The organism is Microbulbifer maximicatervae (SeqCode) (genome assembly GCF_052467615.1).
In genome coordinates this window covers 2,653,375-2,674,236 of record NZ_CP174319.1, presented here as the reverse complement: position 1 = coordinate 2,674,236, position 20,862 = coordinate 2,653,375, and the positions used below count along the sequence as shown (strand labels likewise).

General features: G+C 45.6%; 17 protein-coding genes. 10 read left to right on the top strand and 7 right to left on the bottom strand.

The window, feature by feature from the left end:
* The 4 genes from ACJJIM_RS11865 (at nt 1) to ACJJIM_RS11850 (ending at nt 6,320) form a co-directional block, all read left to right on the top strand.
* The gene (locus ACJJIM_RS11865; RefSeq protein ID WP_413662459.1) at nt 1-672 is read left to right on the top strand and encodes a sulfotransferase; all 672 of its coding nucleotides are present in this window, start codon (nt 1-3) and stop codon (nt 670-672) included.
* Between the two features lie 11 nt (nt 673-683).
* Nucleotides 684-3,785, top strand: a complete 3,102-nt coding sequence (locus ACJJIM_RS11860; RefSeq protein ID WP_413662458.1) for a glycosyltransferase — start codon at nt 684-686, stop codon at nt 3,783-3,785.
* Nucleotides 3,782-4,453 carry a sulfotransferase family 2 domain-containing protein gene (locus ACJJIM_RS11855; protein WP_413662457.1) on the top strand — a complete coding sequence of 224 codons (672 nt, stop codon included), beginning with the start codon at nt 3,782-3,784 and terminating at the stop codon, nt 4,451-4,453. Before ACJJIM_RS11860 ends, ACJJIM_RS11855 begins: the two co-directional genes overlap by 4 nt.
* An 862-nt stretch (nt 4,454-5,315) precedes the next feature.
* Entirely contained in the window at nt 5,316-6,320 is a 1,005-nt protein-coding gene (locus tag ACJJIM_RS11850) for a hypothetical protein (RefSeq protein WP_413662456.1), read from the top strand.
* A 188-nt stretch (nt 6,321-6,508) separates the two neighbouring features.
* Here the strand turns inward: ACJJIM_RS11850 and ACJJIM_RS11845 are convergent, their stop codons facing one another.
* The 3 genes from ACJJIM_RS11845 to ACJJIM_RS11835 are packed head-to-tail and all read right to left on the bottom strand — an operon-like array spanning nt 6,509 to nt 8,924.
* Nucleotides 6,509-7,525, bottom strand: coding sequence for a hypothetical protein (locus ACJJIM_RS11845; RefSeq protein ID WP_413662455.1), 1,017 nt, complete (start codon nt 7,523-7,525; stop codon nt 6,509-6,511).
* Nucleotides 7,522-8,220 carry an ABC transporter ATP-binding protein gene (locus tag ACJJIM_RS11840; protein WP_413662454.1) on the bottom strand — a complete coding sequence of 233 codons (699 nt, stop codon included), beginning with the start codon at nt 8,218-8,220 and terminating at the stop codon, nt 7,522-7,524. Before ACJJIM_RS11840 ends, ACJJIM_RS11845 begins: the two co-directional genes overlap by 4 nt.
* On the bottom strand, nt 8,217-8,924 hold the full coding sequence (locus ACJJIM_RS11835) for an ABC transporter permease (RefSeq protein ID WP_413662453.1): 708 nt from the start codon (nt 8,922-8,924) through the stop codon (nt 8,217-8,219). Before ACJJIM_RS11835 ends, ACJJIM_RS11840 begins: the two co-directional genes overlap by 4 nt.
* Nucleotides 8,925-9,198: 274 nt before the next feature.
* On the opposite strand from ACJJIM_RS11835, the gene ACJJIM_RS11830 reads away from it, so the two are divergent.
* The 6 genes from ACJJIM_RS11830 (at nt 9,199) to ACJJIM_RS11805 (ending at nt 15,575) form a co-directional block, all read left to right on the top strand.
* On the top strand, nt 9,199-10,257 hold the full coding sequence (locus ACJJIM_RS11830; protein WP_413662452.1) for a glycosyltransferase: 1,059 nt from the start codon (nt 9,199-9,201) through the stop codon (nt 10,255-10,257).
* Nucleotides 10,250-11,341: a glycosyltransferase family 4 protein gene (locus ACJJIM_RS11825; protein ID WP_444911038.1), complete on the top strand. Its 1,092-nt coding sequence runs from the start codon at nt 10,250-10,252 to the stop codon at nt 11,339-11,341. The genes ACJJIM_RS11830 and ACJJIM_RS11825 overlap by 8 nt, the downstream gene beginning before the upstream one ends.
* Nucleotides 11,342-11,700: 359 nt before the next feature.
* Nucleotides 11,701-12,570 (top strand): glycosyltransferase family 2 protein, encoded by an 870-nt coding sequence (locus tag ACJJIM_RS11820; protein ID WP_413662450.1) that lies wholly within the window; start codon nt 11,701-11,703, stop codon nt 12,568-12,570.
* A gap of 77 nt (nt 12,571-12,647) precedes the next feature.
* Nucleotides 12,648-13,763: a GDP-mannose 4,6-dehydratase gene (gene gmd / locus ACJJIM_RS11815; RefSeq protein ID WP_413662449.1), complete on the top strand. Its 1,116-nt coding sequence runs from the start codon at nt 12,648-12,650 to the stop codon at nt 13,761-13,763.
* 3 nt (nt 13,764-13,766) lie between these two features.
* Nucleotides 13,767-14,723, top strand: a complete 957-nt coding sequence (locus ACJJIM_RS11810; RefSeq protein WP_444911037.1) for a GDP-L-fucose synthase family protein — start codon at nt 13,767-13,769, stop codon at nt 14,721-14,723.
* 81 nt (nt 14,724-14,804) lie between these two features.
* A complete protein-coding gene (locus ACJJIM_RS11805) occupies nt 14,805-15,575 on the top strand; it encodes a glycosyltransferase family 2 protein (protein WP_413662448.1) in 771 nt (256 codons plus the stop codon).
* A gap of 38 nt (nt 15,576-15,613) precedes the next feature.
* Here ACJJIM_RS11805 and ACJJIM_RS11800 read toward each other — a convergent pair whose 3' ends face one another.
* The 4 genes from ACJJIM_RS11800 to ACJJIM_RS11785 are packed head-to-tail and all read right to left on the bottom strand — an operon-like array spanning nt 15,614 to nt 20,841.
* Nucleotides 15,614-17,383 carry a BatD family protein gene (locus tag ACJJIM_RS11800; protein ID WP_444911036.1) on the bottom strand — a complete coding sequence of 590 codons (1,770 nt, stop codon included), beginning with the start codon at nt 17,381-17,383 and terminating at the stop codon, nt 15,614-15,616.
* Nucleotides 17,377-19,260, bottom strand: coding sequence for a VWA domain-containing protein (locus ACJJIM_RS11795; protein WP_444913393.1), 1,884 nt, complete (start codon nt 19,258-19,260; stop codon nt 17,377-17,379). The genes ACJJIM_RS11800 and ACJJIM_RS11795 overlap by 7 nt, the downstream gene beginning before the upstream one ends.
* Before the next feature lie 2 nt (nt 19,261-19,262).
* The gene (locus tag ACJJIM_RS11790; RefSeq protein WP_282932302.1) at nt 19,263-20,303 is read right to left on the bottom strand and encodes a vWA domain-containing protein; all 1,041 of its coding nucleotides are present in this window, start codon (nt 20,301-20,303) and stop codon (nt 19,263-19,265) included.
* A complete protein-coding gene (locus ACJJIM_RS11785) occupies nt 20,296-20,841 on the bottom strand; it encodes a DUF4381 domain-containing protein (protein ID WP_413662446.1) in 546 nt (181 codons plus the stop codon). The genes ACJJIM_RS11790 and ACJJIM_RS11785 overlap by 8 nt, the downstream gene beginning before the upstream one ends.
* Between the last annotated feature and the right edge of the window lie 21 nt (nt 20,842-20,862).

The window sequence follows — 20,862 nt, the reverse complement described above, 5'->3', positions numbered from 1 at the left end:
ATGTCAAATTATAGTAATGTATTTGTTATTACTTATGGGCGAAGCGGGTCAACTCTACTTGTTGGTGTCCTTAATTCCATTAGCGGTTATATGATTCGGGGCGAAAATAATAATTTTGTTTGGCAGTTATATAAGGCCTATCGAGCATTAGAGCAAACAAAGAAAGATTTTGGCAATTCTAAGGCAGATTCTCCCACGTCCCCTTGGTATGGAGCAAATGGTATCGATTTGGATGCGTATATTTCCGATGCCAGAAAAATGATTTTTGGGCAGCTAGAGGGGAAAACCGGGATTTTTAGTCGCGGTAGCAAAGTTGTAGGTTTTAAGGAGATTCGTTATACCGAACCACACCAGTTAAATAATCTAGAGGGTTACTTGGACTTTTTAAGGGCTGTCTGTGATAAGCCTGCTTTTGTATTTAATACGAGAGATTTGGATCAGGTTTGTAAGTCAAGTTGGTGGAAAAATGTAGATGAAGTGAAGGTAAAGGAAAAGCTTGGGAGGGCTGATGCAAAGTTTAGAGAAGTTGCCAGCCGGCATTCCGATTGTATTCATGTTGATTACGAGAAAATTGTATCTAGAGAGGATGTAGAACGACTATTCAACTTTCTTGGGGAAGAATACGTGGAGACACGGTTGAATACTGTTTTCAAAAAATCTCATAGTTATTAGCAATTATTAAAATGAAAAAAGAATTATTGATCTCTGTTATTGTTCCAGTTTTTGGTACGGAGCACTTGTTGCTGCGCGCGTTGAATTCTTTGCGTGATCAGTCGTACTCGAATTTGGAGATAATTGTTGTTAATGATAAATCTCCAGGGGATTGTGCTGATATAGTAGCTTCGCTGATGGAGCATGATAGTAGAATCCTTTACGTTGAGAATACGGATAATTTGGGTCTTTTCAGAGCTCGAATTGAAGGCGCCAAGCATTCATCAGGGGATTATATTGCTTTTCTTGATAGCGACGATTATTTAGCTAAAGATGTTTACCGTAGGCTGATAAATGAAAGTGTTGCGACAGGGGCAGATTTGTCGCAATGCAATATGGTCTTATTTAACGAACAAGATGAATATTATATTCATCCAAATAATCGAGTGGTAAAAGAGGAGCTTTCTGCTGAAGACTATAGAGAGCAGTTCTTCGGGCAGAGAGGATTGGCATTTCATTGGCATACTGTTTGGAATAAGTTAATTAGGCGTGACTTGTGGGATAAGTCATTCGCTACTTACATGGAGGTTGATCGCCATTTGATTATGGCCGAAGATTTGCTGTATTCCACGATACTTGCTACAAATCTGAAAAAATATTGCAGTATTGACTACGACGGAATCTTTTATTTCCAAAATTCCGGTGCTTCTACCTCTAACACCAAAAATGATTTCAAGAAGTTTAAAAAAAATATCACCGACTTGGGGTTTGTTTTTAAGTTTCTAAACGAAAAACTCTCTGGGTGTAACTTAGATTCTAAGTTGCTGGCTGACTTTGAGGAATGGAAGCTTTTATACTCAAGATTCTGGGTTGATAATGTTCTAAATAGTTTTGATTCATCTCTTGATAAATCCAAATTGCTTGAACTGGTCTCAGAAGAATTCCAGTTGGACTGTCAGCCTGAAAGAACATCAGCAATCGATCATTACTCATATCGGGCTAGGGTTGAGTGGGATAGAGGTTATGAGCAGCTTGTTGAAGCTATCCTGTGGCCGGAGTTCGAACTAGTCTCATTTGACATCTTCGACACCTTGATTACTAGGAGAATGCTGGAGCCTCATGATGTTTTTGATATTTTGGAGGCGCGCTGTAAAGAGATAGGGTTAATCCCCACCAATGTTTCACTTTCACGATATAGGGTATTGGCAGAAAAGCTCGTTCGTGACTCTTTGTCGAACGGTGAATCCGGTGCAGAAGAAATTACTTATGATCAAATTTATGAAGAGCTAGGAAGATTACTAGGCAGCTTATCTATTCCAGTTGAAGTTCTTGCCAAGATAAAGCAAGAAGAAGTTGAGTTGGAACTTTCTATGCTAGAGCCCTGTGAGGGCATGCATGATTTAGTTCAGCTTGCAGCTTATTCGGGTAAAAAAGTTTATTTCGTTTCTGATATTTATTTTAATAAAGAGGTTATAAAGCAGTTCCTTTCTGCATGTGGGATTTCGATAGATGATGAAAATCTACTGTTAAGCTCTGAAGAGCTTAGCTCTAAGCACTTTGGCGGATTGTTTGAAGTGTTGAATAGTAGATCGGGAATTCCCTATGAGGTAATGCTGCATGTCGGAGACAATAGGCATGCCGATGATTATATCCCTAAATCATATGGCATCCATACATTCCACATTCCTTGTAAAAGTAACATCCTGAGAGGGGAGACAAAATATTATAGTGGTGCACTTTATGCTCCCTATAAAGATTGGGACGGTTTTTCTTTCAATGGGCATGAGGCCAGGGGGTTGCTGTCAAATCGAGCAACACTAGGAGCAATAAAGAATTTAATATTCCCGACTCCATTCCCCAATCGCCATAAAGAGTCTTTTGCAGCTGCATCATTATATTCCTTGGGGGCTTCCGCATTGGGGCCTCATGTTTGGGCTATTCTGGAATGGTTTAAAGAAACCGTTAAAAAAGGAAAAACGCTTTTCTTGATTGGGCGGGATGGATGGTTGTTATTTAAAGGGCTCGAATATTTAGAATTAAATGGGGCTAAGTTCGATTTTAAATATGTTTATTTAAATACTTCTAGAAAAGCGTTAATTAGTAGCTTTCTTGCTCAGCCCAGCCCTATGAGAGCCATTACTGATCTAGTTGATTATGGCTCTTTTAATCGCTCTAAATTGATTAGCTACCTATTTCCTAGTTATAAAGAATCTGATATCACTGCTCTTCTTGGAGAGTTGGATTGGCTTTCAAATCGAAAAACTTTCGAAGGGCTCAATGAGTTTCTCGGAGCTCTAGAGTGCATATTGTCAATTAAAAAGGCAAAAGGACAGCTGGATAGCCAGGCGGAAGGGTTGTCATCATATATTGCCTCTCTGGATATGAAAGAGGGAGATTATGTGTTTGATATTGGATATAGTGGGACGGCGTCATATTATTTGCAGGCCGTAGCCAATGTGAGACTTAATTCCTTATTTATTCACACTGCTGGAGATAAAGTTGTATCTAGGCAGCTAGAAAGCTCCACATTTTATGAGTCGACTCCGGCGGTAAGTGGTGCTATACGCGAATTACTTTTTTCTCAGCCTGTTGGTAGCTGCATTGGGTATAGTGTAGCGGGGGAGCCTATACATGGGACATTGAAGCACTCATACCAGATTGCACACTCTTATAGGGAGGTTGAAAGAGGGGTTTTCGATTTCCTGAAAAAGCGTGACTTCCTCTCTCAGATAGTACCCGAGATGGCTCGACTTAGAAAAGCGGAGCAGTCATACGCATGGGAGCGTTTTTTAAGCGAGAGGTGGAGTTTTGAACGCTCCATTTTTGGAGTGCTGAGTTTTGAGGATGGCGTTAGCAGTAAGTCCAATTATGTTTCGATGGCTGAGGAGTGGCCGGTAAGTAAGTTTTACAATAATAAGAAGGCAATGTACTCAAAGGTGGAGAAGCCTATAAGGCCTACTGAAGAGGCGGCGCCGGTAGAGAGAGGAGATCAAGTAACAATTGATTTCCAGAAATTGGGGAAGATTGGTAAATTTGTATATTTAACATTTTTTGCTCGTTCGCATTTGGTCTTAGCATTGAAGGCTCGATTGCGAAAGCTGGTTAAGGTTAAGGTTAAGGAAGGTGTTTATTGAAAGCTCTTGTTAGTACTAAAGGCCGATTTGCCTATGTCCCCATTCCTAAGAATGCTTGCACATCAATTAAGGAGTTCATTTTTGAATTAGATAATGGTGAGCGCTTTGAGCCCTATGAGAGTGAGGGCAAAAAGATTTGGATTCATGATTATTTTTTGACTAAAAAACAAAAGCTGGAAGATCTGGGTCCGGATTTCTTTTCGTTTGCCGTTGTTCGTGACCCGGTGGAAAGATTTATTTCTGCATATAATAATCGGGTTGGGCAGCATAATGAGCTTTCAAGTGATATGCTTGGGGATGCGGCTAGCGACCTTCCACGTTCTCCTGGCTTGGGTCAATTTATAGATGACTTTACGAGATACTTCCATCGCTCTAATAGCATTAGTCATCACTTTGGTGTGCAGGCAGGGCATATACCAAACCCTGGAAAGCTGACTAAAATTTATTTTATAAGCGAGCTTAAGTCTTTATCTAGTGATTTGTCTGACTTAGTCGGGGCATCAGTTACTCTGAAGCGTGAGCAGGTGGGGGGGAAGCGAATAACTATTCGAGATCTATCCCGTAGTCAGTTAAAGGTTCTAATTGACTTTTACGAGCGGGATTATCATTTGTTGAAGCGACACAAGGGCTACACTATAGAGGATACGTACAAAAAATGGATGGGTTAATTTACTAACTCATTTATACCTACTCCTACTTAAATAGCAAAATCTCTAGCTGGCATCTAGGCACTGCTTTGCAGTGCTTGGATCTGGTTTTGAAGTGAAACTTTATTCTCCACATCTTCTTTTTTGTCTCAGTATACTTTTTATTAAATTCACCTTGCTTATACCTTTGAGTCGCTATAGTGTCTATTTAACCTTGCTCGACCACAAAAAGTAATTATCAGAAATATGAAGAGTTTTTGCATTTATAGGGCTTGTTGAGGGTTAAGCTGATTGTAGCTTATTTATTGTTAAGGTTGGTATTCAAGGCGCCTAGTTCGAAAGTTATTTTTTAAGATGGATCGAATCATATGTAGGTGATGCAAAGATTATCTAAGTGTAGGTTGGGCGTTGGCGAATCTGGGGTGATGGTATAGTGCTCAATGATTATCGGCTATTTTTAAAATTTAGTTATTTTTGAATATGTGTTGCCTGAAGATGAATGGTGGAGCGATAGCTGTTTAATCGTCTATTTGTGCTCTTTTCAGGAAAGGGGGGGATAATTAGCTATATAGAATCCCCAAAATATACTGCTTGAAAGTTCACAGGCTGAACCAGGCTGGTAGGGACTTTCTTTGCTTTTCATCTTCTTGAGATTGGTAAGCCAAATATTCTTTTAGTGGGAGTTTATTTTCAGCAAATAGTGACGCTATATAAAAAGGAGGGAGGGCTAATTGGAGCTTCTTTGCCAGCCCCAATCTTGACGGCTGAAAAGATATGTAAAGAATTGTGAGGAATGAAGGGATGCCAACTGTCCCCGGTGGTAATCCAATACCATTAACTATAAAATAATATAATAATAAAAGTTGTCCGATTTCTGTATGATATGAAAACTTTATACTTACATATAGGTACAGGTAAGACTGGCTCGACTTCAATTCAGAAGACATTTTGCTCGCTTAAGAGCAGTGCAATTGATTTCAGGTTTGATGGGAACGGCGTTGTCGGTGTTGGAACTCCTGAAGATTTCTTAAGTAGACTAGAGTCATCAAGTAAAGAGACAATCGTTTACTCAAATGAATGGTTATTTAAAGCTGGTGATAAATTTCTTGGTACTTTCAGTCAAAAATTGCGGGAAATTTATAAGGTTAAGGTTGTTCTCTATATCCGACGACAGGATGAATTTGTTGTTTCTGCGTATCAGCAGGCGGCAAAAAATAGCCTCTCAAGTTCAGAGTTTGGGTCTATTGCTTTACCGTGGGCATACCCGGAGGTAAATCTTAACTACTACAAGATAGCTTCTAGGTGGGCCCAATATTTTGGAGAGGATAACATAATTGTGCGAGTTTTCTCTGGGGAGCAATTAATTGGCGGTTGTGCAGTTAGGGATTTCGCTGAGGTGATTGGGGCTCCCATGGAAGCATCAGAAGTTATCCAGGCAAACGAGAGTGCAGGGGTAATAGCCGTCAAACTTGGGCATATCCTAAACTCTTTGGGTGTCAATCTTGATGAGGAGCTTAGAGAAGAGCTTGTACTGAATGCTCCAGAGTCAGTTAAATCTCTCCCGGATAAGGCGTCGGCCGAACTGTTTTACGAGCGTTTTAGGCCATCTAATGCACTATTGAAGGAAAAATTTAAAATTAATTCTCCTTATGAAAGCATATTTAATAGTGACTTTTCAAAATATCCGGCGTTGAGGAGCGATTTGTGGACTGATGATTTAGCTAATGAGGCTATAGTTCATATTCTTAATACCTTTCTTTTGTCAAAGAGTGAGGGCGGGGATGATGTATGTCAAAGCTCCTCTGATGTTATTGCGTGGAAAAATAGAGCTGTAAATGTGGTGTCGGGGTTAATTGGGCGTATTAGAAATTTAAGGTCAAGGGCTTAGAAGTATCGTCACTTTAGCTCTCCTTACGGTGGGCTCGCATAAGGATTAATGCTAGGAGTAGATAGATTTTAGAGTTATGGCTTTTAACTTGACTGCTATATTGCTCTGCAGTTTTTATACACTGCTTATTTTGGAAGCCTATGCCTATTGTTCAGTTAATTTTTACAGAATGGCTCCCTCTGAAGGGATTAATTTACCTTAGACTTCTTATCGCTTTGTTTTTTGGGTACATTCAATTCTTGCCAGAGGCGAACTCTCCTTTTGTGTGTTTTCGCTAGCTGGTTTGCAATAAGGTTCTCGGATTCTGTTACAACATCAGATAGCTTTGGCAACCCAATAGAGTTGGGAATTCGGTTACTAGGTAAAATTATCTTTTTTGAGTCGAAGGTGTAGAGATTATAAATTCTAGATAGTATGTGAGCGGTAGCTCTTTTCCCCCAGCCTAGAAGAGCTCCTTTCTTGGCGTGTTGAGGGTCTTTTGCAAGGGACAAAATAAGTTGACGGCGAAGTTCGAAGAGTTTATTGCGAGTTAAAATTGAAATTGCATAAACTCCGGTTATGCCGGGTGTAACATTTTGGCTATCTTGAGTTGTCTGGATGACTTCCTGGGTGTCTCCAAGGGAAATACTGTAAAGAAAGTCTGAGATAAGATCATTCATTTCCCACTGCTGTTTATTGTATGGGCGAATAATCATACTAGTGGGATAATGCGCCCGCCAACTTTTGACAAAATGTGTTTTAAATGCTGCGCTGTAAACATACGGGTCAAAAAGTGCAGGTAAGTGTTTTGCTATCAAGTAGTGCCTTTTGAAAGCGTTAAATGAGGTTGCACTTTTAAGTCTCTGCATTGTACCTGATTCAAGGTATTCATCCGCTCTGCGGATATAGGCAATTATGTTGGTGTCGCTATGGTTAATCCATTCCTTAAATCGAGATATTTCTGCTTTTTTTAGGGTGCAGAAAGCTTCGGCACTTAGGATTAGATGGTTGGGCTTACTGGCAATGACTTTACTAAGCCTGTGCCAGCTTTCTCCTTTTTTGCCTGTTCTAAGTTCTCTAACTAGGCTTTCGTGGTGGTTGTCTTGTTTGTGAAGCTTTGGGTACTCTACGCCTTTTGCCCGAAGAGTATTTTGGTTCTGGCTTAGTGCGGATTGTATGGAGGTCGACCCGGTTTTGTCTGACCCAATATGCACGTAGATTTTCATGCTGGCGCTACCTCTATCTCATACGCCTTTAAAACCTCCGTGGTGGCTCCAATATCTTTAATTGTTCCATTTTCAATCCATAGAATCCGGTCGCAAAAATCTTTTAAAGTTTGCGTTGAGTGAGAAACTAAGACTACCGTTTGGTCAGACTTTACTTTTTCCTTTAGTGTCTTTGATGATTTCCTTTTAAAGTCCTTGTCACCCACGCCAAGAATTTCATCAAGCAGAAGTATATCTGGAGTTGAGTGAATTGCCGTTGCAAAGCCGAGGCGTGCTTTTTGTCCTGCAGAGAAAGTGCCGACAGGCTCCTTAATAGTAGCCCCTAACCCCGAAAATTTAGTAATAACAGGGATAAGATCTTTAGCTTGCTGAATATTGCAACCCTGAGTAACCAAAGCCATTAATGCATTGTCGATACCGCTAAGGTTTTTATTAAAGCCAAGTCCCAGTGAGAGCAGCTGAGACCTTATGTGAGGAGGGCGGACAATTTTGCCTGAATTGGGTGTGATTATATTTGCCAATAATTTAAGTAGGGTTGACTTGCCTGCACCATTGCGTCCAATAACGCCAAGAGTCTCTCCTGGATATAGGTCAAAAGAAATATCCTTCAAGACCCAGTTTGGCTTGGTAAACAGGCTTAGTTTTCCTCGATAAGCAAGCCCTACATTTGAAAAAGTCAATATGGGGGCAGTCATAATAGTACTCGAGGGTAAGTTCTATCTAGGGCTTTAATTAGGCCTAATGCAAACAAAAGGGAGGATATCCCGACTGTAAATGGGTATGTGAGCGATTTAAAAGTCGGAAGCTTGTTTTCCAGTAGAACTTCCCTGTAGTTATCGAAAATCCCAGCAAAGGGGTTTATTAGTAATAGCTCTTGTATTTCAGGAGGCCTGCTATTAATGTCGAAAAAAATACCTGATGTAAAAAGAACCCCTGTCACACAAAGTGGCACAAGATTCCTTAAGTCCGGTATTAAGGGAATTGTTGCTGCAGCTAAAAGGCTCAGCCCCAGATTAATAATTATCTGGGTAAATATGATAGGGATGATACCCAGCCAAGCAGTCGACGGCGAAAAGCCCGAAAGCCATAGTGCCCCTAGCAGAACTGGTAGAGTACACATAAAACGAAACAGCATTGATAGGTTGACTGAGCAGGGAAATATCCACTTAGGCAAATAAAACTGACCAAGTATTCCTTTGTTATTGGTAATTGATTCTGCGCTAGTACTTAAGCAGGATGCGAACCACTTGAATGGCAACATGCCACAAAGCAAGAATATTAAGAAGTTTGTTCCGGTTTGACTTCCGCGGAAACCAGATGAAAATGCGAGGTAGAGAAGCCCTGTAAGCAGAAGAGGCTCCATAACCCACCAGATAGTCCCGAGGTAGGTGTTTTCCATGTCCGCCTTTAAAGCGTTAACGCCCCTAAGCCAAACAATATTGAGGTGATTCTTAAGCATCCAAGTGGTACGGTTACAAGTTAGGAGGGCATTATAAAGGCTTAGTCGAGCCGAATATACAGTAAAAGCTTTAGAAACAACAGCTTACATGCTGTAAACTGATGCGTCGAATTTGTAAAGGCCGTATGTTTTGGTACAAAAAGTAACCGCAGCTCATTGTTATAGGACGTTCCTTCCTGAAACTCAAGGGGGACTGGAACAGGCCATATTTCAGATGGCCCGATCGGGGGGGGAAGTATTGGCACTTTCTTCCAGGCCTGGCTCCTATGAGATTGAGCCGGGCTTGCAAGTTCGGGCAAGTCGCCGCTGGTTTTCTTTCAAGTCAATGTGTTTTGGACCTGGTTTGCTACTGGATGTATGGCGTAGCAAAGCGAAAGTGTTGCACTTGCACTTTCCTTGGCCTTTTGGTGATCTTGCCTATCTGTTTGCGGGCAAGCGGCGCCCTTTAGTCGTGACTTACCATTCAGATGTGGTGAGACAGAAGTGGCTGCTTAAGCTTTATACCCCTCTTATGAATCGTTTCTTTGCCAAAGCGGATCGTATCGTAGCCACTTCAGAGCGGTATGTGGCAACAAGCCCTGTTTTGCAGCGCTGGAAGCATAAGGTCTCTGTGATTCCCTTGGGGGTTGATGAGGATACCTTGCCACCCCCGCGTGAAGATGACTTGAAGCGTATTGAGGGCACCTATGGCCGGGGTTTCATGCTTTTTGTCGGTGTTCTTCGTTACTATAAAGGCCTTGAATACCTGGTTCGCGCGGCTGAGGGGGCGGGCTGCCGCATATTGATTGCGGGGGCGGGACCAGAAGAGGAGCGTATGCGCGCTCTTGTTTCTAAGCAGGACCTGGATAACGTTGAATTTCTGGGGTTTGTATCCGATGAAGAAAAGGCAGCATTGTATAGACTATGTGGTGCTGTAGTTTTTCCTTCTCATCTGCGTTCTGAAGCCTTCGGGGTCACCTTGATTGAAGGGCTTATGGCCGGTAAGCCCCTGATAAGTTGTGAGATAGGCACTGGTACAAGCTTTGTAAATGAGAATGGTGTAACTGGCCACGTGATACCTCCAGCGGATAGCGCCGCGCTGCGGGCGGCTATGAATGACCTCAGCTCCAACCCTGAAAGAGCCAAGATAATGGGGGCTGCAGCTCGCCAGCGTTATGAGACCCTGTTCACGGGCGAGAAGATGCGAGAATCGTATCAAGAACTTTATCGGGAAGTTCTAGGGTCTGATGTTGGTAGTGAGGTGATTGACTCCGACAGGAGTTCCTGTGCTTAGGATTGGTGTTGATGCCAGGCCGTTGTCAGTTGTCACTACAGGTATTGGCCGTTATACGGAAGCCCTCATTGAACGTATGGTAAAAAGCGAGCATGAATGGTTCCTTTATAGTGATGCGCCGCTGCCTGAGAGGTTCTGTGATGCAGCTAATGTGGTCGTACGTACAGGGAAGGTTGGGCGTAAATCACTGGGTACTCTTTTTGCTCAAGCCCGCTTCCCATCCTGGGCTAGGCATGATGACTTGCAGGTATTCTGGTCCCCCAGGCATCATTTACCACTGATGATGCCGTCTTCAGTAAGCCGGGTGGTGACGATTCACGACATGGTTTGGGCACGCTTTCCTGAAACTATGTCTGTATTTGGTAAACACCTTGAGCGTGGGTTGATGCCCGCTTCGGTGAGTTCGGCGCAAACGGTGATAGCGGTATCAGCATTTACTGCCGATGAGCTCATAGAGTTAATGCCGAAGTCTGTGGGTAAGACTGTTGTTATTCCCGAAGCACCGTTCCTGGAAAATACTGGCGACCGCATTGATGGGGAGTATTTCCTTTTCGTCGGTACCCTGGAGCCCCGGAAAAATTTGGAGCGCCTGCTGGCCGCATATCGAGCTTACTTGGATATGGCTACTCAAGGAGCATTGCCGCTTTATATTTGCGGTGGGCAAGGCTGGGGGCTGCCTCGATTAAGTGAAGTTATTGAGGGGTTGGGTTTAGGAGAAATGGTAAAGGTGCGGGGTTATGTGCCTGATCACGAGTTAAGTGGCTTGTATCATAATGCCAGAGCTTTGCTTATCCCTTCGATTTATGAGGGGTTTGGGCTGCCTATTGTTGAGGCATTTTCGCAGAACACGCCGGTTTTGACCTCTAATACTGGAGCTATGCGGGAGGTGGCTGGAGATGGAGCTATTTTGGTCGACCCTCTTTCGGTTTCTAGTATGGCTAATGGTATCCATCAGCTGCATTCAGATTTGGATTTGGTCCATAGTCTTCAAGAATCTGCATGCGTTAGGGGAAGTGAGTTTTCTTGGGATCGAGCAGCGGAAGCCACCTTGAAGGTGTTGGAGGAGGCTGCTATCAACGGATAGCTGGCTTTGGTTCATCTTTTTATAGCGCTAGCTTCTACGCTATGCTCTTTTCGGGCGGGTCTCTTGCTATTCCCTGGAGTATGTTTGTGTTCTGCGGTTTCAAGTGTGTGGGGCTGTAAGGCTTATCCAAATTTATTTTCTCATTGATTGTTTCGGTCTTCCCTTGAGGTTGTCAGGTTCCAACTACCCTGGCAGCTGTCGAAATTTCCATCTATCTCTCTCCTGATCCAGTTGTTGAAATTCCCGCCCATCCTGTTTGTTGGCTAATGTTGTAGGTTGCTAATTCCAAGTGTTGTGCTAATCGTTTAGTCAGTGTGTGATGATTCTAATGTCTAACAATATCTGTAATTGGTGCTGCTATGCGGGTTAAATTTTCCGTGATTGTTCCGGTTTATCAGCAGTGGCACTTCATTGAGGAGTTGGTTTGTTGCTTGGAGTCTCAGGTCATTTCAAAAGACCTTTTTGAGCTTGTGCTGATATCAAATGACGGGAATTCTCCATCCTTTTTAGGGGGGGGGAGTTTTAAGATCAAGAGAGGAAAGTGCAAAAAGCCTGGATCTTATGCGGCAAGAAACAGAGGGGCAGAGTTAGCTGAAGGAGATTGGCTTATATTTACGGATGCTGATTGCCTGCCGGATTCAAAGTGGATAGCCGGAGTTGATAGGGCGGTTGGGTGTTGGGGGGGGAGTGTAAAGTTATTTGCCGGTGATGTGCGAAGTCAAAAGCAATATGGATTCTCCAATATCTATGAAGTCTATGACTTTATGAGAGGGATACCACAAGAGGTTTACGTATCTGCAGGAGTTGCGGCTACAGCAAATATGGTAGTTGATCGGTTTTTGTTCCTGAAGTTTGGCGGCTTTAGTGAGAATTCCTTTTCGAGTGGTGATTTTGAGTTTTGCAGAAGGTTGAGGGCGAGAGGGTACCAAGTCTTATTTCTGAAATCTGCTTTTGTTTATCATCGAGTTAGATGCTCCTGGCAATCTGTAGCGACAAAAGCAAGGCGGATAAAGGGAGGGCAGTTTTTCCTCTCTCAAGGGGCAGGGAGGTTTAAGCTGATCCTACATACCCTTCTTCCGCCGGTAAGGTCGGTCGTATTTTTTTGGCGGAAAAGGGAAATTTATATTGGTTATAGATTGTTGGCAACTTTCGTTCAGATAAGGTTGTGGGGGGTTGAAATACGGGAGATGGCTCGCTTGATGTTAGGGGCGAAACCTGAGCGACATTGATCTTTGTAAATGTTTGGACGGTATTGGATGTGGAGATGTGGTGCGCTTGTATACCAATAATTCTAACAGGCTGAGACATGAAAAAAGCATTAATAACCGGTGTAACAGGCCAGGATGGCTCTTATTTAGCTGAATTCTTATTGGCGAAAGGGTACGAGGTTCATGGGGTTAAAAGAAGGTCCTCTTCATTTAATACGAGCCGCATAGATCACTTGTACCAAGGGCCGCAAGATGATAATAGAAGGTTTTTTCTTCACTATGGAGACCTTACTGATACGAATAATTTGACCCGAATTCTTCAGGAGGTGCGGCCTGATGAAATCTATAATTTGGGTGCTCAGTCACATGTTGCGGTCAGTTTTGAATGCCCTGAATATACTGCAAATGTGAACGGGCTTGGAACCCTCAGAATACTAGAGGGGATGCGTCTTCTGGGGTTGGATAAAACCAGATTTTACCAAGCCTCAACATCGGAGCTTTATGGTGCTGCCAAAGCTTCCCCTCAGAATGAAAACACTCCTTTTTACCCTCGCTCTCCATACTCAATTGCAAAATTGTTTGCTTATTGGACTGTGGTCAATTTCCGCGAGGCCTATGGCTTATATGCTTGCAATGGAATCTTATTTAATCACGAGTCATCACGACGTGGTGAAACTTTTGTTACTCGAAAGATAAGCCGGGGTTTGGCAAATGTTGCCCAAGGTTTAGAGCGGTGCCTGTATTTGGGGGAGCTGAATGCGCTGAGGGACTGGGGCCATGCTAGAGACTATGTTGAAATGCAATGGTTGATGTTGCAGCAAGAAAGTCCTAGGGATTTTATCATCTCTACAGGGCTGCAATACTCCGTTCGAGATTTTGTTCGTAATTGTGCTCAAGAGTTGGGGATAGCGATAGAGTTTCATGGAGAGGGGCAGAAAGAGGTAGGTGTTGTTGCTTCAATTGTGGGAGAAGATGCTCCAGCAGTTAAGTGTGGAGATGTAATTGTTAAAGTGGACTCTCGTTATTTTCGCCCCGCAGAGGTGGTGTCACTAGTAGGTGACGCCTCATTGGCGCGGCAAGAGCTGGGGTGGGCACCTAAAAAAACCTTGAAAGATTTAGTTGGGGAGATGGTTAAGTATGATTTGAGGGAAGCGAAGCGGAATTTGTTGTTGGCTGGGAATGGTTATCGCACTGAGCCTATTTTTGAGGAGTAGTTAGTGAAATACTCCCAGAGAGTTTTTGTCGCAGGTCATCGGGGCATGGTTGGTTCGGCATTAATTCGGAGGCTGAGACCGGTAAAAAACTGTGAGGTCATTACTTGCCCTCGAGATTCGCTGGACTTGACAGATGCTAATGCTGTTTCTGATTTTTTTAATTCGGAATCGATTGATACTGTTTATTTGGCTGCGGCAAAGGTGGGGGGCATATTGGCGAATAGCAAACTCCCAGCTGATTTTATTTACCAGAATCTGATGATTCAGTGCAATGTAATTCATCAGGCTCACAAGGCTGATATCCAAAATTTGCTGTTTATTGGGTCGTCTTGTATTTATCCAAGGAATTCCCCCCAGCCGATACGGGAGCGGGACCTGCTTGGTGGCAGGTTGGAGCCGACTAACGAGCCTTATGCTATTGCCAAGATTGCCGGAATTAAGTTGTGCGAGTCCTACTCAAGGCAGTATGGACGTAACTATCGCAGTGTTATGCCGACAAACCTTTATGGTCCACATGACAACTTTGACTCTGCAAATTCACACGTTATCCCTGCATTAATATATCGTTTCCATAAGGCCAAAAATGAAGGGCTGCAGAATGTCAGGATTTGGGGGAGTGGTGATGTTCGACGAGAATTTCTGTATGTAGAGGATCTGGTTGATGCGTTGGTGTTTGTAATGGGTTTGGAAGATCGAGTATATCGATCCGTGACAGAGCCTATGTGCTCCCACCTAAATGTGGGTACTGGGGTGGATTGCACTGTCAAGGAGCTGGCTTATTTAATCGCCGAGATCACTGGGTTTGAGGGAAGTATTACATTTGACAGGTCAATGCCTGATGGTGTGCCGCGGAAGTTGCTAGACACCTCAAAGCTATCGAAGTTGGGGTGGGATTCCCAGACTTCCTTGGGGGTAGGGTTAAAGAAAACGTACGACTGGTATAGAAGTATTTTACGTTGATCGAATGTCAGATATTGTAATTTGTACTAGAGTTCTCAAGAGAGGTTTTACTTTTCACGAAACGACAACTTGAGACTTTTTGTGATAAAAATAAGCCTGATAACGGTTTGTCTAAATAGTGCTGACACCATTCGCGACACAATACTATCCGTGTTGGCTCAAGATTATGTAAATATTGAGCATATAATTATTGATGGTGGCTCTACTGATGGCACGCTAGAGATAATATCTGAGTTTAAAGACCAAGTCGCGGCAGTTGTGTCTGAAAAAGACTCGGGTATTTATGATGCTATGAATAAAGGCATATGCCTAGCGTCTGGCGATATAGTCGGCACTATTAACTCTGATGATGTCTATTCTGATAATCGTGTAATTTCAAATGTTGTTAATGAATTTTTGGTTTCGGGAGCCCAATCTGTCTATGCAGATCTGGAGATTGTGGCTCGCAATAACTTAAGCCAAAGAGTGCGTTTTTATGGCTCCAGTAAATTTAGGGTATCTAAATTTCGCTGGGGCTGGATGCCACCCCACCCTACATTTTTTGTACGGCGTGACTGTTATAAAAAGCTAGGTTTATATAAAACCAACTACCGTGTTGCAGCAGATTTTGAATTGCTAGCTCGTTTTCTTCATCGGGATAAAATCAGCTTCAGGCGCTTGCCAAAGTGTATTGTGAAAATGCGTGAAGGGGGTGTTAGTTCCCAGGGCGTTTGGGGGCGGATTCATCAAAATCTGGAAATTGTTAGGGCTTGCAAAGAAAATCATATCTACACAAACTTTTTTCTAATTCTATTTAAAGTACCTCTTAAATTGCTCGAATACACAGGAATTGGCCTTACCCACAGGCGGTGAAGGCCAACCTTTCCCTGTTTTATGTGAAGTGGCTCCTGTTAAGAGAACAGTGAGGGCAGGGCGCTATCCGTTTCACTGGGTTCACTTTCAGGTTTCGCGTTCAGTAATAAGTCGATTATTGCTTTCACCTTATTGATGTCCAAAGGGCTAGCCGGTGACTTGTAAATAGCGGCGTCCAGAACTGCTAGGAGCTGATCCAGCTCATGGATGTTCAGTTGCCTCGCGGTCTCAGCCAGGCTCTTCCCATTTACTTGCGGCCACTTTGCAGCAAGCCACTTTAAAGTGGCTTGCTGGATATGGATGGGGTTCTCACTCTCCAGAGCTTTTTTAAGGGCACGGGTTTCACGTTGTAAGTCGGGAGCCTGGGCGTGGTTGCTCGGTATTTGCTGGGCCGGTTTGCGCCTCTGAAAGAAAAAGTACAGCACCCACAGTAAGTGAGAGGCAATCGCGATAATAGCCAGGTTGCGCCAAAAATGGCTCACAGTACCGACTTGTTCGGTGGGTGTAGCTGACTGAGGTACTTTAGCACTGGTTTCACTGTCGCTGGTTACTGCAGCAGCAGTACCGGAAACTGAGAAGCGGAATGCCGGTAGTTGAGTGGTGCGTTGTCGTTGGCTTTTTGTATCCCACCAGGTCACAGTGACGGGAGGAAGCTCGTAGTCCCCGGGTTGTGTAGCCACAATCGCGGTTGTCTCAATACGGCTTCCGGTAACGCCGTTGGGCCCAACCTGGTCTTCTTGTTGCGGTTGATCGGGGTAAGTTTTAAGGCCATCCACGTTGAGTTTGGGAAGTGGGGGCAACTGTGCGGCTCTGAGCCCTTCGGCACGTACGGTAAGAATTCGGGTAATAGGTTCGCCTACGGCAAAGGTGTCCGGGTCCTGGCTCCAGCTTTGAACAATGCCGAGACTGGCAGCGGGCAGCCATTGGCTGCCAGAGTAGTCAGCGGGTTTTGGCAGTACTTCAATAGACTTCTCCTGGGAGCGAAGTCGAAGCCTTTGGCTGTTGCGATTAAATAGGGAGAAGGGATCCCTGCGCCCAGCGATGGCCACGTAGGTTAGTGCGGGGATGCTGAGCTTGCCTGAGCTATCAGGGAAAACGGCGTAGGTAACTTCGTAAACCGCATGGCTCACGTCATTGAGCTTGCGCTCATATCGCTGCTCATCGACTTTTTCTGCATGAGCGCCGGCAACCTTGAGAGGCTCTGTTGCGATATCGTGTAAGCCGATAGTGGTGTACAGGCGAATTTTTACCAGCAGTTGCTCTTGGACATAGACCTTTTCCTTGTCGAGTGTTACTTCCAGAAAAGCCTGCTTTTCACCGCCGTTAGGTCCACTTTGCGCCTCGGTGACTGTGACGGGAACCGCATCGGAAACCTCTCCTTGATAGTTAAAAGAGGGGATAAACAGTTTGCCTTCCCGTTTGGGGGCTAGCGCCAGTACCCACTCGACAAAACTCTCTGCACGGCCATTGATAACGCGATACTGGTTGGACTGTTGGCGTGAGAGAATATCGAAATCCTGTTCCAACAAGTCAAAGTCCGGTTGTCCACCACTTTTGTCTCCTGAATAGCGCACACGTAAATTGACTGTCTCATCAATTCCAATCTTATCTCTATCGACCGTTGCGCTGAGATCGCTTGCTAAAACCGGTGTCGACAGACAAAGTGCTATTGCAATAAGTAGCAAAGCGAAGGCGTGGCTGAGTGGGAGGCTCCAAAGTTTTATTCGGTTGTTAATGATTGCGTCCATAGGCATTTTTGAAATCAGTGTCCTTGAATCCAGCGACATTGCTCTACTGTTCTTTACCATCTTTGTGTCGCCCCATTTTCCGGTGGCTCCCACTCTCCGCTGCGATAGGCACGGCGCCTTTGCAGGCTCTCGTATTTGAACTTCTCGCGCATCAGGCCGGCTGGATCATCGGGAATTTGACGGAGCCATTGGTCCAGGGCTTGTTGGGTTTCCTGGTCGAGTGGGCTTTCTTCAGCGCCAGTAGGTTGCGATTCCCCTTGCTGCGGCTGTTCTTCACCCTGTTGTTCGCCTTGCTGTTGTTGTTCGCTCTCCTGCTCTTCCTGGCCCTTTTCTTGGGAGCCCTGCTGCTCCTCACCTTGAGGCTGTTGCTCAGAGGACTCTGGTGAACCAGAGGGCTGTTGATTATTGCCCTGTTGTTGCTGCTCGCTGGACTGCTGTTCGTTGTTCTTAGCTTGCTGCTCTTGGTTTTGCTGTTGTTCCTGGCTCTGCTGCTGGCCCTGCTGGTTCTGTTCCTGCTCGCTTTGCTGCTGTTCACCGGACTGCTGTTGGGATTGCTGCTGTTTTTCTTGCAACTCTTTCAGCTTTTCAGCAATTTCCCGATTGTGCTCGGCATCGGCAAACTCGGGCTGCTTTTGCAGGGCTTCATCGTAAGCTTCGATAGCTTTATCGTAGTCCCCCTGTTGCACCAGGCTGTTGCCAAGATTGTACAAGCTCTGTGAATTATTACGTTGGGCGAAATTTTCCTGGGCCTCTGCGTAATTGCCTGCGCGATAGTTGGCAGTGCCTTTCCATTCGGGGTTGTGAAATTCTTGCGCGGCCTCTGACGGCTGTCCCTCTTCTAGTAGGCGCTGGCCCTGCTGGTCTTTGCGTTGCCATAAATCCTGCCACTCAATAGCCTGGCTTTCACTTGAAATTCCAGTTAGCAGTAGTAAGGGCAGTGCGCATGCCAGAGCTCCCCGACGGAAGAGTAGAGCTGCAAAAGGTAGTATTAAAAGGAGTAATAGCGGCCCTTCATCCCGCCATTGGTCGAACTCTCTTTCAGTGAGCTGCGCTTGTTGCGGGCTGTCAGTTTGAGGCAGTAAATAGTCGATATCGCTGTCATTTACCGTAATTTTGGCAAAACGCCCTCCGCTGGACTGGGCGAGCTGGCGAAGCTCACTGGCATCGAAATTGGAGATGACGATGGCCCCTTTACTATCAGTCACAAATCCACCGGTATTCCCCCGTGGGATGGGGCTGCCCTCGCCGCTGCCCACGGCGAGTATGCTCATCTCAACTTTTGCGTTGGACAGAGCTTTGGTGACCTCATCGGCGGCCATTGAGTCTATGCCGTCGGTAACGGCAAGTAATTGTCCGCGTCCTGCGGCTCCATCCTTTAACAGGCGAATCCCGGTATCGACGGCCATTTCGATATTGCTGCCGGGGACTGGCATGATTGAGGGCGATAACGCGGGTACCAGATTGGCGATAGTAGCCGTGTCCTCGGTAAGAGGGGTGACGACATGGGCTTCTCCAGCATAGGCGACGAGTGCGGTGAGGCCGTCTTTTCTCTGGCGCAAAATATCCAAAATTTTAAGGCGGGCGCGGGTTAGTCGATTGGGTGATAGATCTGTCGCCATCATGGACGGTGACAAGTCTAGCAGTATGACCAGGGCATCCTGGTTGCTGTACACTGGGGTTGGCAGCTTGCGCCAGGCAGGGCCGGCCAGAGCGATAATCATCGCGACCAGCAGCGCAAATATTAATGCGAATAACCAGGGTCTTTTACTGCCACCGCGCAGTAGAAGGTGGGGCAGCAGATCTGGGTCTATGACCTTTTGCAATTGAGCGCTGTTGAGCACCATCTTTGCCAATCCCCAACAGAGTAGTGCTGCGGGAATTAGCAGCCACAGAACCCCAGGGCGCAGGAAGTGGAAGGATTGGATTAGGTCGAGCATATTCACTGGGCTTGACCTCCATTGTTACGACTTATCTCTTCTCGTCTGGCAGGGAGCTGAAAATTGCTCGCCAGGGGAATCAAGGCCCAAATTCCAGCCAGTAGTAGGGCGATACTAAGGGGCCAGGTGAACAGGGACTTCATGGGGCGGTAACTTTCCGCTTCTTGTTCGACAGGCTCTAACTTATCCAGTTCGGCATAGATTTCTGCCAGCTCCTGCGGGTTGTGGGCGCGGAAATAGCGGCCCCCGGTTTTATCGGCGATTTCCTTGAGTGTCTTGCTGTCGAGGTCTCGCGAAGGGTTAATTCTGCGGCTGCCAAAACGGCTCCCCAGAAGACCGGGTTGAACCATTTCGTCGGCACCTACACCGATGGTGTAAACCGTAATACCCGCTTGTTGTGCCAGTTCGGCAGCTTTGAGAGGGGAGACTTCCCCCGCAGTGTTGGCGCCATCGGTGAGGAGTATCAGCACGCGTTGCTCTGCGGGGCGTTGGGTCAGGCGTTTGACCGATAGCCCAATGGCATCGCCGATGGCAGTTCCTTGTCCAGCAAAGCCGATCTGGGCCTCTTTTAGTAGAGTTTCTACCGTCTCCCTATCGTAAGTGAGTGGGGCTTGCAGGTAGGCGCGAGTCCCAAACAGTACCAACCCCAAACGGTCACCTTTACGCCGTTCAACAAAGTCACCAACCACCTGTTTTACTGCATTGATACGCATCGCCGGTCGGCCATTAATTACCATATCGGGCGTTTCCATGCTGCCTGAAATATCTACGGCAATAAGGAGATCCCTTGCGCTGCTGGGTTGAGATATCGGCTCCCCATACCACCGGGGACGGGCTGCGGCGCTGATTAAAAGCAGCCAGATCAGAATCAGCAAAAAGAGATTGAGCAGATTGCTTTGTTCGCCGCCGCCGCGTTGGGATAGCTCAGAATAAAATGGCACCTTCAGGGCGCTGCTCATGGGTTTGGAGCGGGGTAGCAGCCAGCGAGCGAGTAGCGGGAGTGGGGCTAAAAAGAAAACCCATGGCCAGGCGAATTCAAACATGTGCGGCCTCCCCGCCCTGGTGTTGCGGGCTGCTTTTGGTGGGTTGTCCATGCTGCTTCACCCACAAAATGGCATATTCCTGTAGCGCTCGGTTTTTGTCTGGGTCACAGCTGCCACGATAGAGGTTTTCGACGAGTGCTTGTTGCGCATCAGAGGGGCACTCGAGTGGGGCTGACTTTTTCAGGAATTCGACCCATGCTGTGCCGATAAGATTGCCGCACTCTGTGCGACTGTATGTTGTAACTGCCACTCGCTTAAGTATTTCATTAATTTCTGGAACTGCATCCAGCTCCTCAGTATTTACTGCGGCGAGCAGTGAGGCTGCTTCGACACGATAGCGATTGCGTTCAATTTTTTTGCGCCGCTGCCGCCACCATAGGGCAGCGGCGGCCACACAGACAAGAATTAATACGGCCAACATCCACCAGCCTGGAGCGGGTGGCCACCAATTAACCGCATTGGGCTCTTGTATATCGCGGAGTTGCGATAACAGTTCCTGGGCCTCGGGCGAAGGCGCTTGCGGTGTTGGGGATTGCATTTGTTTTGCCAGAAGACTTCC

What these genes read in the sequence shown, in the direction of transcription:
- ACJJIM_RS11865 (WP_413662459.1), top strand. Translation starts at nt 1, where the DNA reads ATGTCAAATTATAGTAATGTATTTGTTATTACTTATGGGCGAAGCGGG.
- ACJJIM_RS11800 (WP_444911036.1), bottom strand. Translation starts at nt 17,383, where the DNA reads ATGGTAAAGAACAGTAGAGCAATGTCGCTGGATTCAAGGACACTGATT.
- ACJJIM_RS11820 (WP_413662450.1), top strand. Translation starts at nt 11,701, where the DNA reads ATGCGGGTTAAATTTTCCGTGATTGTTCCGGTTTATCAGCAGTGGCAC.
- ACJJIM_RS11790 (WP_282932302.1), bottom strand. Translation starts at nt 20,303, where the DNA reads ATGTTTGAATTCGCCTGGCCATGGGTTTTCTTTTTAGCCCCACTCCCG.
- ACJJIM_RS11845 (WP_413662455.1), bottom strand. Translation starts at nt 7,525, where the DNA reads ATGAAAATCTACGTGCATATTGGGTCAGACAAAACCGGGTCGACCTCC.
- ACJJIM_RS11860 (WP_413662458.1), top strand. Translation starts at nt 684, where the DNA reads ATGAAAAAAGAATTATTGATCTCTGTTATTGTTCCAGTTTTTGGTACG.
- ACJJIM_RS11850 (WP_413662456.1), top strand. Translation starts at nt 5,316, where the DNA reads ATGAAAACTTTATACTTACATATAGGTACAGGTAAGACTGGCTCGACT.
- ACJJIM_RS11840 (WP_413662454.1), bottom strand. Translation starts at nt 8,220, where the DNA reads ATGACTGCCCCCATATTGACTTTTTCAAATGTAGGGCTTGCTTATCGA.
- ACJJIM_RS11795 (WP_444913393.1), bottom strand. Translation starts at nt 19,260, where the DNA reads ATGCTCGACCTAATCCAATCCTTCCACTTCCTGCGCCCTGGGGTTCTG.
- ACJJIM_RS11785 (WP_413662446.1), bottom strand. Translation starts at nt 20,841, where the DNA reads ATGCAATCCCCAACACCGCAAGCGCCTTCGCCCGAGGCCCAGGAACTG.
- gmd (WP_413662449.1), top strand. Translation starts at nt 12,648, where the DNA reads ATGAAAAAAGCATTAATAACCGGTGTAACAGGCCAGGATGGCTCTTAT.
- ACJJIM_RS11830 (WP_413662452.1), top strand. Translation starts at nt 9,199, where the DNA reads ATGGCCCGATCGGGGGGGGAAGTATTGGCACTTTCTTCCAGGCCTGGC.
- ACJJIM_RS11835 (WP_413662453.1), bottom strand. Translation starts at nt 8,924, where the DNA reads ATGGAAAACACCTACCTCGGGACTATCTGGTGGGTTATGGAGCCTCTT.